Raw genomic sequence first — 14,884 nt, 5'->3', positions numbered from 1 at the left:
ATGAAGACCACGGCCAGTGGAACCCGCGCGCTCACGCTCGCTGCGGTAGTCGTCCTCATCGGACTGATCACGCCGCAAATCGCGGCCGCGCAAACGCTTCCGTTGCCGCCGAACCAGCCGGAACCTACCACCTCGCGCCCGAAGAATCCGTGTGAGCCTTATCCGACCTGCTTGTGGCTACCGGGTGACAGCCCAGCACCACAGTCCGATCCCGACGCGCCGCCTCTGCCCCTGCAGGATGACCCCGCACACCACGTTCATCTCGGCGGAATCTTCAGCATCGATGACGGCTACGGCCGCGATCTGCACAACTACGACCTCTTCGCCAACCTGCCGTGGCTGATGAACAACCCGATGCCGACTATCTGGCTCTGGCTGGGCAACATCGCCTTTGCCGTCGGCAAGTACGCGGTCGGGTTCTCGGTCTGGTTCACCGAGTGGGCCGCCTCCACACAGGTCTTCGACTGGATCAAAGCCCCAGCCCGGCAACTTGAGGACATCTGGGCGACCACGGTCATCGGCGGGTTGCGGCTTCGCGAGATCGCGATGCTCATCGCCACCTGCTACCTCGGGCTGCTATTCGCCCGCGGCCTGACCACCCGGGCATGGCGGGAGACCGCATCCACCATCGTCGTCAACGTCCTCGCCGTCGCGATCATCACGCACCCGGTCGACTTCCTCATCGGCGACGACGGTGTGCTGTCCTTGTCTCGCGATCTCGGCGCCGACGTCTCGAGCGTTGTCATGGGCCAGCAGCCCGGCGGCACCGGAAACCCCGCCGCGCCGATCGGCCAGGCGCTGATCGACAACCTCCTGGTCACGCCATGGGAGACGCTGAACTACGGCACGCCGATCAGCCGTGTCCATGGAATCGCCGGTGCTTGCCAGTACTCGGTCAAGAAGGTCCTCGACGACGGGCCCTGGTCGGGCAAGGACGACAGCACCAAGGCTCGCGAACTCGACGGCTGCCCCGGCGACTACGGCAAGTACAACGAGGTCGCCGACGGCGACCGCGCGCTCGGCGCGTGGCTGTACGCCGTCGCGATGGTCCTGTTCGCGATCCTGACGATCTGCCTCAACGCCGTCCAGGTCCTCGCCCCATACCTGTTGCTCTTCGAGGGGTTGCTGCTCGCGCTGGCCCTGGTTGCGGCGCTGGTGCCGTCGATGCGGCACCAGCTCACCTACCGGGTCAGCTCGATCGCCGCGACCATCGCCCGGCTGCTGGCCGGCATGGTCTTCCTCGCCGTGATGACCGTGCTGCTGCGCACGCTCATGCTCGCCGATCTCGGACCCCAGCTCGTCCGGTTCGCCGTCATCGACCTGGTCGTCTTCTCCGGCTTCCTGTTCCGCAAACGCCTCACGGCCAACCTCCAGCGCGTCCGCGCGCACGTCAACAACCGGCTCCAGCGACTCGCACGACCCCGTGGTGGCCCGAAGGCACTACCGGCGCCGGTCGTACCGCCAGGCCCGGACCGGCTCGCCCGCACGCTGAAGGCCGGAACCTCGGCATTCACCGAGACCTTCGCCCCCGTCGGACGGCTCAAGGAGCGGCTGGTCACCGCGGGCCGAGCCGGTGGACATGCCGGGGGTGCCGTTCTGAAGTACACCGTCGGGGCGCCTGTCTCCTGGCCGGGGGCAGCCCACCGCGCGCAGACGGCGCTCACCTCGAAGGCCGGCACGGCCAAAGCCGCGCTCGCTCGCCGCGCCGAAGCTGCGAAGACCTACAGCTCTGCCTACGCCGGCAACCTCGGAACGGCGACCGGCGCGATACCGGCGTGGCGCGCGGCCAGCACGGTGCTGACCGCGTTCAGCGACCGCACGACTCGGCAGAAGGTACCGGCACCGACGCACCTCGAAGCGAAGATCGCCGCTGCGACGCCGCCACCGGTCGGCCGGACACCGACGTTCACTGGCGACCTGGCGGCCCCTGCCGGTGATCGCCGACTTGCGAAGTTGCCTGAATCGCCGCTGCCGCCCGGGATGCTCCCGCCGCCCGCCTCATGGGCGCAGCGGCTCCGAGATCGACTCGGCAGTTCGGGAAGCGGACAGTGAACCCGCTGCTCGCGCTCCGCGCGGCGGAGATCGCCCGCGATCGGGTACGTGAACACCCTGGCCGCTGGGGCTGTCTCGCCGTGATACTCCTATTTGGCCCGCCCACGCTTTGCGTCCTGATCGTCGTCATCTTGCTGACGGCGCTCACCGGAACGGACAGCACCAGCTCGGCGACCGCGCCAACGACCGGCGCGGTCGCGGATATCCCAGCCGACTACCTCGTCCTCTACCGCCAAGCCGCGCAGACTTGTCCAGGGCTCGACTGGTCGATCCTCGCTGCCATCGGCAAGATTGAAACCGACCACGGCCGCTCGCCCCTCCCTGGCGTGCATAGCGGCGTCAACAGCGCCAAAGCCGGCGGTCCGATGCAATTCCTCCAGGGCACTTTCGACAGCGTCGTCGCCCGTCACCCGATCCCGCCTGGCGGAGCGCACCCGCCGTCGAGGTACAACCCACACGACGCGATCTACGCCGCCGCGGCCTACCTGTGCGACTCCGGCGCGCGTGACGGCCGAGACCTCCACGGCGCGATCTTCGCCTACAACCACGCCGAGTGGTATGTCCAGAAAGTGCTCCACCAGGCAGAACGCTACAGCTGCGGAGCAGTGCAGACACCGAACCAGTCGGCACAGCTGGCGATCGCCTTCGCGTGCGACCAGCTCGGTCTGCCGTACGTCTGGGGCGGCAACGGTCCGGCCAACGGCGACCGAGGCTTCGACTGCTCCGGCCTGACCAAGGCGGCATACGCCTCGGCTGGGATCGATCTGCCACGTACAGCGCAGACCCAGTACGTGGCAGGCCCACGGGTTGGTACTGATCGGCTTCAACCGGGGGATCTCGTCTTCTTCGGAAGTAGCCCGAGCCACATCACGCACGTCGGGCTCGTCCTCTCGAACGGTTCGATGATCAACGCTCCGGACTTCGGCAAGCCTGTCCAGGTCGACAGCATCGGCAGGGCGTTCGGCGCAACACGACCAGGGCGATGACGAGACCGCTGGCGTCGCAAGGTGCACGCCGTCACCTCGCTTGAGGTCGGTGACACAACGGTGTCGGCGACCAATCGGTGGAGCTTGCCTGACCACTACGTCTAGGGTTCCGGAACGGCCTTGGTCGTCGAGTATCAGACCTCCGCGGGCAGCGGACTCGTTAAAGGTACCGGTTGAAATTGTAGTCCAGGCAGCGATGTATCTCGCGCATGGAAGCTGATGGCTGAGCGACCTGTCTTGCTTCATGACCAGAGCAAGCAGGAGAGGTTGGCCGGCCATGAAGGTGACCGACCGGAGCAGGATGATCGTTGGGCCTTGCGTTGGCAGCGCGTTCGCACGTTCAAGCCAACCGCGCCATTCGGCTGGTCAGTCACCCTTTCCTGACCTGGCCCCGAATGCCGACATGTTCCCCGGCACGCATGGCCGCCAGGTCATGCTGGGGAACAGCGCGCCGAAGGCGCTCCGTCTGGGCGACCTCGTCGCGAGTGGCGCGTTCTGGTGGGTGACCACCGCCGCGGTCGCGATCCTGATCGCGGTCTTCGTCCTCCACCGACACCTTCGTTCCCACCACCTCCGCTCCCGTGTCCGGTTCGAACTGCTGCCGACGGCGACCTTCGATCCGTCGCCGCAAGCTGTGCTTGCCTTCGCGCATCAGCTGGGGCGGGTGCGTCCGGTGCGCGGGTGGGTGCCGAAGTCGGTGGTGGGGGTGCGGATCCGGTTCAGCACGGATGCCGAGTTCGGGAAGATGGTGATGAGCGTGGAGGGGCGCGAATCGGTGACTGGCGTGCTCAACAAGCTGGTTTACCCCGACGTCGAGATCCGGCGGGCGACGTCCGAAGGTGAAGTGTCCTCTGTCGGCGGCGAGGGTGGTGTGTCCTCGCCGCCGACAGGACGACAGCGGTGATCTCTCCCCAGTGATCTGCTATCCATTGAGGTCAGGTCAGGCGGCGGTCTTCTTGCGCGAAGTACGCTTCCGCGGGGCCGGTGCTTCCGCTTCGGCGACCTGGGCCTGCTCGTAAGCGGCGACCACCTCGGAGGAGAGACGTCCCCGCTCGGAGACCTCGTAGCCGTTCGCGTTGGCCCAGGCGCGGATCTGCTGGTTGCGCTCACGGTCGGATGTGGTCGTCGTGGTCGACTGGCCGGTGGCGACCCGGACCTTGCGGCCGCCGATCCGGCGGCCGGCGCCGATGAAGCGGGCAAGTTCGTCGCGCAGGGCGGCGGCGTTGTCGTCCGAGAGGTCGATCTCGTAAGTCACACCGTCGAGGCCGAACTGAACGGTCTGGGCGGCGGCGCTGCCGTCGATGTCGTCGAGGATCTCGACGAGGACTTTCTGGGCCATTGAATGCTCCTCGGGGTGGATGTGCGTCCGAGAACTTCTGCAAGTTGCAGATTCTGCGATGTTCCGTCAGCGAGTGTATCCACAACACGACCGGAAAGGAAAAGTCACCCCGCGCTCGGCTGCATCAAAACCGCTTCGACCTCCCATGACTGATGGTGCAAACCGTTCGTGGGAGGAGAACCCGCCGTGCATCGTCAGCCGTCCTCGCCGGACGTTCACGTGGCGCGAGCCGAGCTCGTCCTCGCGCGGCCTGCGCACCTTCCGTTGTCTGCCTTGTCGATCCGGCCGGACGATCCACTTCAAACTCTGGCGAACGCACTCGGCGACATTCGCGTCGATCTCGGTGAATCGGTGCAGGTCTGCCTTGATCTGATCCCGTTGACGCCCGCACGTATCCGGCACTTCGCTCGTCGAGCCGTGCAGCATTCCGGTGGAAACAGTATGAGGCCGTTTGGCGTAGTCGGCGACGTCGTCGCGGAACTGCTTGGTGAGTTCTTGCCTATCGCTCGTCCGCAGGCCGGTGGGCGTTCCCGGAATGTGACACCTTCGCCTCAACGAGTGAAGAACAAGTTCGTGACCGATGAGCCGGTATTCGCCGTCCAGGTCTTGATCCGCTGTGTCTCGAAAGTCCCGGGCCGGGCTCAGGCGCACCTGCGCAGCGTCATTGGTGCTTTTGACGTCTTCCGGGGCGAGAACTACTGGCGGGTGCGTGGCCCGCGGGTCCTCGGCTGGCACTTCGGCGCCGATACTCCGGGAGTCCGCTGGCTGTTCGACCGTCGCTTCCAGACCGGCCTGGCGAAACCACAGCCTGGATCGCTGGTCACCACCAGCGAAATCGCCGGCCTGCTGAAGCCGCCCTCAGGCCGTTGCCAGTCGCCGACGATCGCTCGCAGCCGCGGCTGGGTGCTCCCGGCGCCGCGGGAGGTGCCGACCTACCGGCCGGGGACAGGATTGGTGCGGCTCGGCTACGTCACCGACGTCAATGGTGACGAGCGGCTGGTCGGCGTGCCTCTGCGGGAGCTGCTGTTCTCGGCTCGCTTCGGCAAGGCCGGGTTCGGGAAGACCGAAGAAGCGCTGGCCCAGGCGATCGAGATCGCCCGGCTCGGTGGTGGGGTCTGGTTCCTCGACCCGCACGCCGACGGTTGGAAGCGCGCCAAGCCCTACCTCTCGGACCCTGCGCTGCGAGGTCGGTTGTGGGAAGTCAACCTCGACGTCCGCGGCCGGGGCAAGCGCTTGCCCGGTTGGAATCCGTTGAGCATGCAGGGCTTCACCGAGTCCGACATCGAGGACCGCGTCGACGCGGTGGTGACGTCGTTCGCCGCGGCGCTGGGCTGGGGCGATGCGGCGCCGCGGGCGAAGTCGATCCTCACGAAGGCCTGTGAGGCGCTCTGCTACTTGGCGATGCGGCTGCCGGCTGACTGCGCGCCGACGATCTTCCAGATCCCGACGTTGCTGGACGATGAGACATGGCGGGAGTCGGTGCTGCCGGCGCTGAAGCCGTCCGTCCGCAGGTACTGGACCGACTCGTTCCCGAAGCTGGCCCCGGACGCGACCACGGTGGTCACGAACATCATCAACCGGCTGCGGACCAGCCCGACCCTCTCGGCGTTCCTCGGCTCCTCGGTGACCACTTACGACGTCAGGCGTGCGATGGACACCGGGCGGATCGTGTTCGTCTGCACCACCGGCACCGGCGAGACGAACAAGCTGATCACCTCATTCATGATCTACGACCTCTTCCGCGCCGGCCGCTCCCGCGCCGACACCCCAGTCGAGAAGCGGCGCAGGTGCGACGCGTTCGTCGACGAGCTCGCCGCGGTCGACGGCGCCTCCCGCGGCTACCTCGCCGCCATTCTCGAGCAGCTGCGCAAGTACCAGGTCGCCCTGCACGCGATGAACCAGATGCCCGACCGGCTCGCGCCGGAGACCCGGAGGGCGTTGCTGCAGAATCAGTCCCTTCTGATGACTTCGGCCGCCGCCATCGACGGCGCTCGTACTGTCGCCCGGGAGTTCGGCGGCCTGGTCCAGCCGGCGACGGTGACCGAGCTGGAGCAGTTTCACCACGTCGTCACCGTCACCCTCGGCGGTCAGCGCACGACTCCGTTCAAGATCCGCGGCCTGCATGTGGACGACGAGTTCGCCGAGCACTTCCACCCCGAGTGGAACGACGACGTCGACCAGGCCCTCGACGCCAACCTCGCTCGCCGCCCGATCGGCGAGGTTCTCGACGAGCTCGAGGACTTGGACGACCGCATCCTCACCGCCCTACAGGCCGAGCGGCCGGCTCCGCAACCGCGTCGCGGACGCCCGCCGACCCGGGGCAGCGGTGCCGCGATCGCTCTGACTTCGAGTGTGGAGTGATCAAGGTGGATGTCTTCCAGCGCGAGGCCCTGACCGTTCTCTACTGGCACCGGCTGATGTCCACGGAGCAAGTCCGGCGGCTGGTGGCCCCGGCGCTGTCCCCGGTCACCGTGCGCGCGAAGCTGGCCGGCCTGCGCACTGCCGGGCTGGCCGACCGGATCACCCGGGAGCACCGGCCCCGCACCTGGCACGTCACCTCGGCCGGAGCTGACGTCGTCGAGGCAGCCGAGACGGTCGATGCTCGCGCCTACCGGTTGCCGGGCACCGCGGTCGCGCACCTCTTGCAGGAACACACTCTCGACGTCGTCGAGACCGGTCTCGCGTTCGTCGAGACGGCTCGGGAGCGCGGTGACGAGTGCGGTCCGTTGTCCTGGACGCCGGAGGTCGCTCACCAATTCCGCGATCGCGCGGGAGACCGGCGCGGGGTCGTGATCGCTGACGCCGTCCTGCACTACGTGCTCGAGGAGGATGGCCGGCGGTCACAGCGGACGCTGTTCGTCGAGCTCGACCGCGCGACGATGCCAGTCGCTCGCCTGGCCCGCAAGCTCGTCGGCTACATCCGCTACCACGACCACGCCTCAGCCGGATCAGGCCGGAAGCCGGCCTGGCGGGAGCGTTATCCGCGGTTCCCGCGGGTCCTGATCGTCCTCTCCGGCGCCGAGCGGCCCGTGCTCGAGCGCCGGCTCGCCGACCTGCGCGCTCACGCCCAGGCCATGCCGCTGGTGAGCACGGCCGCGGGCCGGGTCGACATGGTCGCCACGACGTTGCCGCAGCTCGTGGCGCACGGCCCGCTGGAGCCGGTGGCCATGCCGCTGCTTGGCGACCCGCGGTGGGTCAGCGTGTTCGGCAGGCTGTCATGACTGACGCGCCCGCCGAAGTCGTGGCGCAGTTCGGACTGTCACCGAAGCTGCGGCAACGCCGATTCGCGCTGCTGCCGCTGCGCGGTGAGGGCACACCGTTCACCGAACTGCAGGGCCGGCTCCCGGGCGACGCCACCACGCCGGCCGACCTGGCGGACCTGATCTCCTCGATCGCCAACGTCGGCGTGCTGCAGCCGGTGCTGGTCGAGGAGATCGACGCTGGCGACGGGACGTATCCGGCGATGAAGCTGGCCGCGGGGGAGCGGCGGCTGCGCGCGTGCCGGTGGGGCGCGGTCAACCGGCCGGACAACCCGCACTTCGCCGCGCTGCCCGCGGTGGTCTGCCCGGGGCCGCTGTCGGACGAGGAGCGGCGGATCTGGCAGCTGGTGGAGAACCTCGCCCGGGAAAGCCTGCGGCCCGGCGAGCTCGCCGCTGCCCTGGTGCTCGACCGCTGCGCCGTCCTGCTCGGCAAGCTCCTCGCCGGTGGCCACACGGTCCCGGCCGAGGTCTACGCGATCGACGATCCGATCTCCCGCTTCGCCGCGATGGAACGGATTCGCGGGACCGACAAGCGCTGCGCCGCGCCGTGGGCTGAGGTGCTGACCCGGCTCGGCCTGCAGCTGAGCCCGCGCAAGGCCCGCGAGCTGGTGCGCGCGTTTGCCGAGATGCCCCGCGAGGTCGCCGAGGAGATGGACGAGGCCAAGGTGTCTCTGCACACCCGGATTCGGTTCGTCGAGCTGCGCCGAGGCCGGGAGCAAGCCGCCGCCGACATCTGGGCCGCGGTGAAGAACACCGGCCGCACCCGGCTGCTGCCCTCCGCCCTCGCCGCCGCCAGCGCGAACCGGGAGCTGAGCGCGGAGCAAGCCTTGGCCGAAGCCGAGCAAGTCCAGGAGCACGCCGACGCCGCTCGAGCCGCCAAACTCCGCGCAAAGCCCGAAGCCCAAGTCGCAGGCGTCGACGCCCGGCTCGTCGAGCGCGCGCTCGCCGCCCTGCGCCAGCTGCTGCTCGCTCTCGTCCAGGGCGCCGAGCTGGGGGAGCACGACCGCGGCTCGGTCGCGCTGCTGCTGGATCAGCTCGGCGACGTCCTCCACAAGGGAGCAGCCGCATGAGCACCTTCCTCGGCATGCCCACCGCACCGGCTGCGCGGTGCGACTGCCGGCGCTGCCCCTGGTACGTCGACGCCGAGCCCGCGATCGCCATCGCGCCGCTATGTTCGGGCTGCAACTCCGACTGCGCCTACTGTGGCTGCGCCCGCACGGACTGCCGGGCGTGCCCGATCCGCTGCGGCTCCCGCACCGACATCGACGCGTGGATGCGTGACGTCGGCGGCACGCTCGAGTTCGACGATCTCACCGTCGATACGCCACTGCCGGCGTCGATGCCGGCGTTCGTGCCGCAGGTCGATGGCTCGAGCGTTGCCGAGCTCGACGCGGTCGTCAGCTGGCCGGCGTACGCGGTCGGGCTGCGGCGGGTGTTTTCTCCCCGTACCCACACCCTCTATCGCCGCTGGACCGACGGCCGGACCGCCGCTCAAGTCCTCGAGGTGCCGTCGACGACACTGACCGTCCTGAGCGGATACGGCGAAGACCCGCTCGTCGAAGCGTTCTGGACCGCGCGACACCGCGACGATCTCATCAATCGGATCGCTGCCCTGCGGTTCGGGCTGGTGCTGGCGCCGAACTACTCGATCTACGGCAACTGGCCTCGCGCCGAGCACCTGATCAACATGCGCCGCTCGCTGATCGTCGCCGCCGAGTTCGCCGCGGCCGGGATCCCGACCGTGCCGAACCTGTACTGGTACCGCCTCGAAGACCTGCGGCGCCAGGCCGACTGGGTTGCCGAAACCGAGCCGGCCGCCGTCGCGGTCAATGTCCAGACCGTGCGGGAGAACAACAACTGGCAGAGCTGGGCGCTGCCGGGCTTGTCCTGGCTGGCCGAGAACCTCCCGCTGGCCGTGGCGGTGATCTTGACCGGTCTGTCCCGGCGGGACCGGATCGAGACCGCGCTCGAGCTGTTCGGCGACAGGCTCGTCGTGATCAGCCAGAACCCCGCGCAGTACGCCCTGCACGGCGCGGTGATGACCGGCGATGGGCGCCAGGACGTCCACGCTCGCATTCCCGACGCCTTCGCCCGCTCCGTTCGCTTCATGGCCTCGCTGCTTCCGCACCGGACCGTCACCGCCGGGGGAGGCCTCTGATGCCACGACACGTCTGGGTTTTGCTGGGCTGGTCGTCCGAACTCGGCGCCGCGGTCACTCCAGTCGGCGTTCTCGGCCTCGACCCGGAGAAGCCCGAGAGCTTCGTCGAATGGGTCCCGCGGGAGTACGTAGCCGGACGGTTCTGGCGTGAACGCCTTGCCGGCGTCGACCCGGCGGCGCTGGGCGATCGGATGGCGATCTGGGCCGAGACACCGATCGCTCCGGCCGAGCGAGTGGAAGCAGCTGAAGGAGCCCTCGGGGACGTCGTGAGGGCGCAGGTCGACGACCTCCTCGGATCCGCGCGCTGAGCCGGCGGCCGCCTGATGGGAACCAACGCCAAAGCCGGCCACGCTGCCTACGCCGTCACACCCGCCGGCGCCTTCGCCGCGCACTTTGCCGCCGTCTGCGCGAACACCGAGGAGCCCGCGGACGCGGCGGAGGCCGACCTGCAGCTCGTCGCCGGGATCGTGGCGGGCGGCGTCGACCCCGACGATCCGCTCGGCCCACCGGCGATCGACCTCCCGGACGATCCGGTCTCGGGCTATGGCGTGTTCTCCGCGGCGGTCGGCACCGCGCTCGCTGCTGGGAGCCAGCTCTCCGACACCGCCGCCGGGCCGTACCAGGAGCAGCTGCAGGCACTCAGTGCCGAGTACCTGGCGGACCTCGAGCCCGCACAACTCGCCGAGATCGCGGCCGCGGCCGGGTTCGAGCATCCGGAGCTGGTCGGGATCGGCGGACAGGCCCCGCAGCCGCTGGCCGTCTGGCTCGATCCGTCCGTTCCGGCCGATGCCGAAGCTAAGAAGAAGATCCTGGCGCTGGCGCAGGCCCGCCACGACGCCCTCTGTGCCGGTCAGGCGGTCAACGGCAAGAAGCTCGCCGAGTGGGATCTCTCGACGACCGCTGCGGGGTTGCCGGAGGGGTTCGAGGGGTGGGCGGCGACCGAAGCCGACCTTGCCGAAGCGCAGGCTGACTTCGACGCCGCTGCAGCCGCGGTCGCCGAGCAGGGTGCCGCCGCTGAGCCTGAGCTGGTCGCCGCGCTGGTGCACTGGGAAAACCGGATCGCGACCGCTCAGAGCTTCGATCCCACTGCTGACTTCAGCACGGCGACCGCAGCGGCGCGTCATCACGTCGACGAGCTGCTCGGAGCCGTCACGCCGGCGCAGCTGAGTGCTGCGGTGGCGGACGGCAAGGACCACGGGCATATCGCCGGTCCACAGCTGCAGGCCCTCGACGCCCACCAGGTCCTGCAGCTGCTGCGCGCCTCCACGCCTGCCGCCGAGCGCCAGGAAATCACCAGCGTCGTTGCGGAACGGTCAGCGATGCTGGCGCACTCCGCCACCTGTGCCGCCGACGTCACCACCGCTTTCGACTCCGGCCCGGTCAGCCAGGCAAACGCGGGCGCGCTGGTGCAACAGCTGCGAGTGATCGCGGAGGTCCACGCCGCTGCCGCGGCCTGGAACACCGTCGACCCGGCGCCGCTGAACCAGGCCGTGCTGCACGCCGGCCAAGCGAAAGTGCTCGCCTGGGCCGACGATCAGAAGGTCGGCGACCTGCGGAAGTTCGTCGCCGGTGCCGGCATCGTCACGTCGGCCGAGGCAGCTGTGGCGACCAAGTCGGCTCTCGGGAAGTTGCTGCAGGGTCATCTGAACGCCTCCACTGCAACGGTCAGTGCCGTCAAGGACACGCTCAAGGCTCCGACGAAGTCGGCGACTTCACCGGTGCCGAAACCGTCCCCGGTCGTGTCGAAGCCTCGTAGCCGGTTCGGGATGCAGCACGCCCAGCTCGTCGCCGCCCTGCAGCAAGCCCAAGCCGCGCACAAGGCCATCCCCAAGGCCCTCGATCCGGCCGTCGTTGCCGCATGGGACTTCGGACCGGGCGCACCGGCGAACCTCGGCGGTACTCACCCGAAGACCCTGCACACCGGACCAGACGGCACGACGTGGATGGCCAAGCAGGAAGGAACCCCGCACGCGGGTGCTATCACCCAGACCGAGGCCGCGGCCTCCCGGCTCGCCGCCCGCGCCGGCCTCCCGGTCGTCCCCGTCTACGCCACCAAGGTCGACGGCAAGCCGGTCAGCGTGCAGCCTCTGCTCACCGGGACGAAACCGATCTCGAGTACCGCGGCGAGCTGGTCGCAGGCCGACGTCGACGAGATCGTCCGGCTCCACGTCACCAGCTGGGCGTTGGGCAACCACGATGCCCACCACGGCAATGTCCTGCGAACCAATGCCGGCGGGCTCGTACCCGTCGACCAGGGCCAGTCGTTCAAGAACTTCGGTCGGGATACGCTCAAGCTCGGCTATCGACCCAGCACCACGGCCGTCTTCCACCAGGTCTACGACGCTCACCTCGCCGGCAAGCTCGGCCAAGGCGTGCAGGTCAACCCGGCCGCGGCGCACTCGGTGATCCGCCGGATCGAGTCCGTGCCGGACGCCGAGTGGCGCGCCATGCTCCACACCGTCGCCCACGCGGGCGCCACGCAGAACCTGACCTGGGCCGCGCCGATGCGCGCACGGGCGGCGAAGACCCACGGCATCGCCGAATCCGCCGTCACCACCAGCCAGATCGCCGAGTCCTTTCTGGACTACGCCGTTGAGCGGAAGAAGACCCTGCGGCAGGACTTCGTGAAGTTCTTCACCGAGGACCTCAAGATGCCCTCCGCCACCGCTCTGGCGCACCTCGGCAAGACCTGATGGGCACCAACGCCAAAACCACCCACACCGCGTACGCGATCACCCCGGCCGGTGGGAGCGAATCGGTCGATCCGCCCGAAGTCGAAGACCAGCTCCCGACGATCGTCGAGGAACCGGCCCTCGTCGAACCTGGACAACAGCCGGTCACGCCGATTCCGCTGACCCCGGACGTCGGACACGCCTACGGCGAACCCGTGCTCGTCGGGGGAGCCGATCTGATCGCCTCGACTGCCACGCTGGTCAGCTACCACAGCGCGGCCGGCCCCCGCACCGTGCTGCATGCCCGCGTAGACGAAGACGCCGAAGCGAAGCTGCTCGACGCGCTCACCATCAGCCCCGGGATGGTGCCGACACAGGTCGAGCAGCAGGTCACCGGCCGGCTGCCCGTCGACAAGCAGCACAACCTGGCCGAGAAGATCATCACCGCGGCGAAGAGCGTCAACCACCACATCGCCAACGGCACTCTCACCGCCGATCAGGGGCCGCCGGCGACGACTGCGAAGAAGATCGACGCCGCGGAAGCTGCCCTCCAAGGTGTCGGCGACGCGGCCACGCCGGTCGAGAAAGCCATGCTCGACCACTACCTTGCCCAGCTCCAGGCCGTGAAGGACGCCGTCGCCACCGGCACGCCGGTCGCCCACGTCACCCGTTCTTGCACCAAGGCACCGAGCTGGTCACCGTCATGGTCCCCGCATCCCCACCCGATGGGGCTGACGGCGCGGCGGTTGCGGTGCTCCGCGGCGCGACCCGGATCAAGCCGGAGCTGGACACCGGCACCGGGCAGGCCAGTTGGGATGGAGCCCGCGCGACCAACGTCCTCGGCAAGGAGTACGCCATCGACCTCGGCGACGGCTACCAGGCCATCTACCGCCCCTACAGCGTCAACGACCCGGCGACGACCGAGTACTCGCTACGTGGACGTCTCGAAGTCATCGCCCCCGCGGGCGAGGGCCATGGCCCGGAGCTCGTCGCGCGGCTCGGGCGGCTCAACCTGGCCAACCGGACGATGACCCGCGACGAAGGCGAGTACACCTACCTGACCGCCAACGTCAGCGCCCAGAGCCTGGACAAGCGGGCCGAGGTCGTCGCCGCGCACGCCACCGGTCAGCATCTCGAGGAGATGGTCCGCCAGGAGATCTTCCACGAACGCGCCCACGAAGCGGTCGGCATGACCGGCCCGCAGCTGGCCGATTTCGCCAAGAACATCCAGCTCGAAGCCCACACCCGAGCGCTGCCGGCGAAAGTGCAGGTCCTCCGTGATGCCGTCGCGAAAGCCACCGGTTTCGCCGACGGCGACGCGCTCGCCACCAGCCCCGGCTACAACCCGGCACCCCGGCGCTCGGCCGGCTGGCTCACCTGGACCAGGTTCGACGTCGGCAACTCCGCAGGCAAGCTCAACAGCGCACTCAACGGCCGCTCTTTGGTCCACTCGACTTCGTTCACCGGCTTGAAAGCGATGCTGGCTACGGGCGTCTTGGCGTCCACCGAGCGCCGCACGACGATGGGCACCCATGCGAACGTGGGCTCCAGCGAGGCGGCAGACAAGCTCACCGGCGGCGCAAGCTCGGTGTTCCTGCGCGTCTTGCCGGCATCGTCACTGGGTTCCGGACTGAAGCTGGTCTGGGATCAGCCGGAGCGGTTGCTCGCCCGCGCCGACTACTACGGCGCCAACGCCGACACCTACGGGGTGGTCAACCCGTTCAAGGCCGGTCAGTACGCGAAATCGACCCGTGACCCGTTCAAGATCGCCAAGTTCGCGAATCCGAGCAACGAGGTGATGTTCGCCGACGGCATCGACCTCCTCGGACCGGAGGGCCCGAGCCGCATCCTGTGCAGCAACACCTCCCAGCGCGATGAAGTCCGGACGATGCTGCAGGCCAAGGACATCACGGCCATCGCCGGGAAGCCGATCGAGGAGGTTGTCACCGCATGAGTCAGCTGAGCCCCGACCAGCTCTGGACCACGCTGAACGAGTTGCTCGCCGGCCGTGGTGAAGACGTCACCGAGGATCTGCCCGGTGCCGAGCTCGTCGTGACCGAAGGCGGGCATGAGGTGTTCCGCGCCGCGCTCGCCCGGCACGCTCGTCGAGACCGCGACGAGCCCGCAGTGATCTGGATTCGTCCGCTCATGGCTCCCGCCGGCTTCCAGGACGGCCTCCCGTCGTTTGACCTCTCGATCGTCCGCCGGCGTGCCCTGCACGTCGCGTCAGCTCAAGCCGCCGATGGCGGGCTGCACCTCGAGCTGGTCACCGGCCAGCACGCCCGTATCCAGCCCGCCCGCGGTAGCCAGTTCGCCGTACTGCAGGACTTCGACACCTGGATGACCACGCTGACGCTCGAGCAGCGGATCGAGGTCGACGCGCTCGACAGCGACTGAATTCTGCCCGTCACGGCTGC

General features: G+C 68.8%; 13 protein-coding genes. 12 read left to right on the top strand and 1 reads right to left on the bottom strand.

Annotated elements, in window-relative coordinates; genetic code table 11:
• From AB0J40_RS28970 to AB0J40_RS28960, 3 genes are all read left to right on the top strand, one after another.
• Positions 1 to 2,052 carry a hypothetical protein gene (locus AB0J40_RS28970; RefSeq protein ID WP_364458716.1) on the top strand — a complete coding sequence of 684 codons (2,052 nt, stop codon included), beginning with the start codon at positions 1 to 3 and terminating at the stop codon, positions 2,050 to 2,052.
• On the top strand, positions 2,049 to 3,038 hold the full coding sequence (locus tag AB0J40_RS28965) for an NlpC/P60 family protein (protein WP_364458713.1): 990 nt from the start codon (positions 2,049 to 2,051) through the stop codon (positions 3,036 to 3,038). The genes AB0J40_RS28970 and AB0J40_RS28965 overlap by 4 nt, the downstream gene beginning before the upstream one ends.
• Before the next feature lie 277 nt (positions 3,039 to 3,315).
• Positions 3,316 to 3,942, top strand: a complete 627-nt coding sequence (locus tag AB0J40_RS28960) for a hypothetical protein (RefSeq protein WP_364458710.1) — start codon at positions 3,316 to 3,318, stop codon at positions 3,940 to 3,942.
• Between the two features lie 36 nt (positions 3,943 to 3,978).
• On the opposite strand, the gene AB0J40_RS28955 is transcribed toward AB0J40_RS28960, so the two are convergent.
• Positions 3,979 to 4,377 (bottom strand): Lsr2 family protein, encoded by a 399-nt coding sequence (locus AB0J40_RS28955; RefSeq protein WP_364458707.1) that lies wholly within the window; start codon positions 4,375 to 4,377, stop codon positions 3,979 to 3,981.
• A gap of 186 nt (positions 4,378 to 4,563) precedes the next feature.
• Between AB0J40_RS28955 and AB0J40_RS28950 the strand changes: the two genes are divergently transcribed.
• From AB0J40_RS28950 to AB0J40_RS28910, 9 genes are read left to right on the top strand one after another with little or no spacing between them, the layout of a single operon-like run.
• On the top strand, positions 4,564 to 6,738 hold the full coding sequence (locus AB0J40_RS28950) for an ATP-binding protein (RefSeq protein WP_364458705.1): 2,175 nt from the start codon (positions 4,564 to 4,566) through the stop codon (positions 6,736 to 6,738).
• Positions 6,739 to 6,743: 5 nt separating this feature from the next.
• Complete coding sequence (locus AB0J40_RS28945) at positions 6,744 to 7,598, top strand: replication-relaxation family protein (RefSeq protein WP_364458702.1); 855 nt, start codon at positions 6,744 to 6,746, stop codon at positions 7,596 to 7,598.
• Positions 7,595 to 8,707 carry a ParB N-terminal domain-containing protein gene (locus tag AB0J40_RS28940; protein WP_364458699.1) on the top strand — a complete coding sequence of 371 codons (1,113 nt, stop codon included), beginning with the start codon at positions 7,595 to 7,597 and terminating at the stop codon, positions 8,705 to 8,707. The genes AB0J40_RS28945 and AB0J40_RS28940 overlap by 4 nt, the downstream gene beginning before the upstream one ends.
• Positions 8,704 to 9,795, top strand: coding sequence for a DUF4417 domain-containing protein (locus AB0J40_RS28935; protein ID WP_364458697.1), 1,092 nt, complete (start codon positions 8,704 to 8,706; stop codon positions 9,793 to 9,795). Before AB0J40_RS28940 ends, AB0J40_RS28935 begins: the two co-directional genes overlap by 4 nt.
• A complete protein-coding gene (locus tag AB0J40_RS28930) occupies positions 9,795 to 10,103 on the top strand; it encodes a hypothetical protein (protein WP_364458694.1) in 309 nt (102 codons plus the stop codon). Before AB0J40_RS28935 ends, AB0J40_RS28930 begins: the two co-directional genes overlap by 1 nt.
• A 15-nt stretch (positions 10,104 to 10,118) precedes the next feature.
• Positions 10,119 to 12,488 (top strand): hypothetical protein, encoded by a 2,370-nt coding sequence (locus AB0J40_RS28925; protein WP_364458691.1) that lies wholly within the window; start codon positions 10,119 to 10,121, stop codon positions 12,486 to 12,488.
• Complete coding sequence (locus AB0J40_RS28920; RefSeq protein WP_364458688.1) at positions 12,488 to 13,498, top strand: hypothetical protein; 1,011 nt, start codon at positions 12,488 to 12,490, stop codon at positions 13,496 to 13,498. Before AB0J40_RS28925 ends, AB0J40_RS28920 begins: the two co-directional genes overlap by 1 nt.
• A complete protein-coding gene (locus AB0J40_RS28915; RefSeq protein WP_364458686.1) occupies positions 13,495 to 14,421 on the top strand; it encodes a hypothetical protein in 927 nt (308 codons plus the stop codon). Before AB0J40_RS28920 ends, AB0J40_RS28915 begins: the two co-directional genes overlap by 4 nt.
• Positions 14,418 to 14,864 (top strand): hypothetical protein, encoded by a 447-nt coding sequence (locus tag AB0J40_RS28910; protein ID WP_364458683.1) that lies wholly within the window; start codon positions 14,418 to 14,420, stop codon positions 14,862 to 14,864. Before AB0J40_RS28915 ends, AB0J40_RS28910 begins: the two co-directional genes overlap by 4 nt.
• Positions 14,865 to 14,884: the final 20 nt, after the last annotated feature.

The organism is Amycolatopsis sp. NPDC049691 (assembly GCF_040675005.1).
In the GTDB taxonomy this organism is placed as follows: Bacteria; Actinomycetota; Actinomycetes; order Mycobacteriales; family Pseudonocardiaceae; genus Amycolatopsis.
The sequence above is the reverse complement of the archived record's forward strand: the minus strand, read 5'-3'. Positions and strand labels throughout refer to the sequence as shown.

Coding starts and splice junctions, on each gene's coding strand:
- AB0J40_RS28960 (WP_364458710.1), top strand. CDS start 3,316: ATGAAGGTGACCGACCGGAGCAGGATGATCGTTGGGCCTTGCGTTGGC.
- AB0J40_RS28955 (WP_364458707.1), bottom strand. CDS start 4,377: ATGGCCCAGAAAGTCCTCGTCGAGATCCTCGACGACATCGACGGCAGC.
- AB0J40_RS28930 (WP_364458694.1), top strand. CDS start 9,795: ATGCCACGACACGTCTGGGTTTTGCTGGGCTGGTCGTCCGAACTCGGC.
- AB0J40_RS28935 (WP_364458697.1), top strand. CDS start 8,704: ATGAGCACCTTCCTCGGCATGCCCACCGCACCGGCTGCGCGGTGCGAC.
- AB0J40_RS28925 (WP_364458691.1), top strand. CDS start 10,119: ATGGGAACCAACGCCAAAGCCGGCCACGCTGCCTACGCCGTCACACCC.
- AB0J40_RS28940 (WP_364458699.1), top strand. CDS start 7,595: ATGACTGACGCGCCCGCCGAAGTCGTGGCGCAGTTCGGACTGTCACCG.
- AB0J40_RS28920 (WP_364458688.1), top strand. CDS start 12,488: ATGGGCACCAACGCCAAAACCACCCACACCGCGTACGCGATCACCCCG.
- AB0J40_RS28970 (WP_364458716.1), top strand. CDS start 1: ATGAAGACCACGGCCAGTGGAACCCGCGCGCTCACGCTCGCTGCGGTA.
- AB0J40_RS28910 (WP_364458683.1), top strand. CDS start 14,418: ATGAGTCAGCTGAGCCCCGACCAGCTCTGGACCACGCTGAACGAGTTG.
- AB0J40_RS28915 (WP_364458686.1), top strand. CDS start 13,495: ATGACCCGCGACGAAGGCGAGTACACCTACCTGACCGCCAACGTCAGC.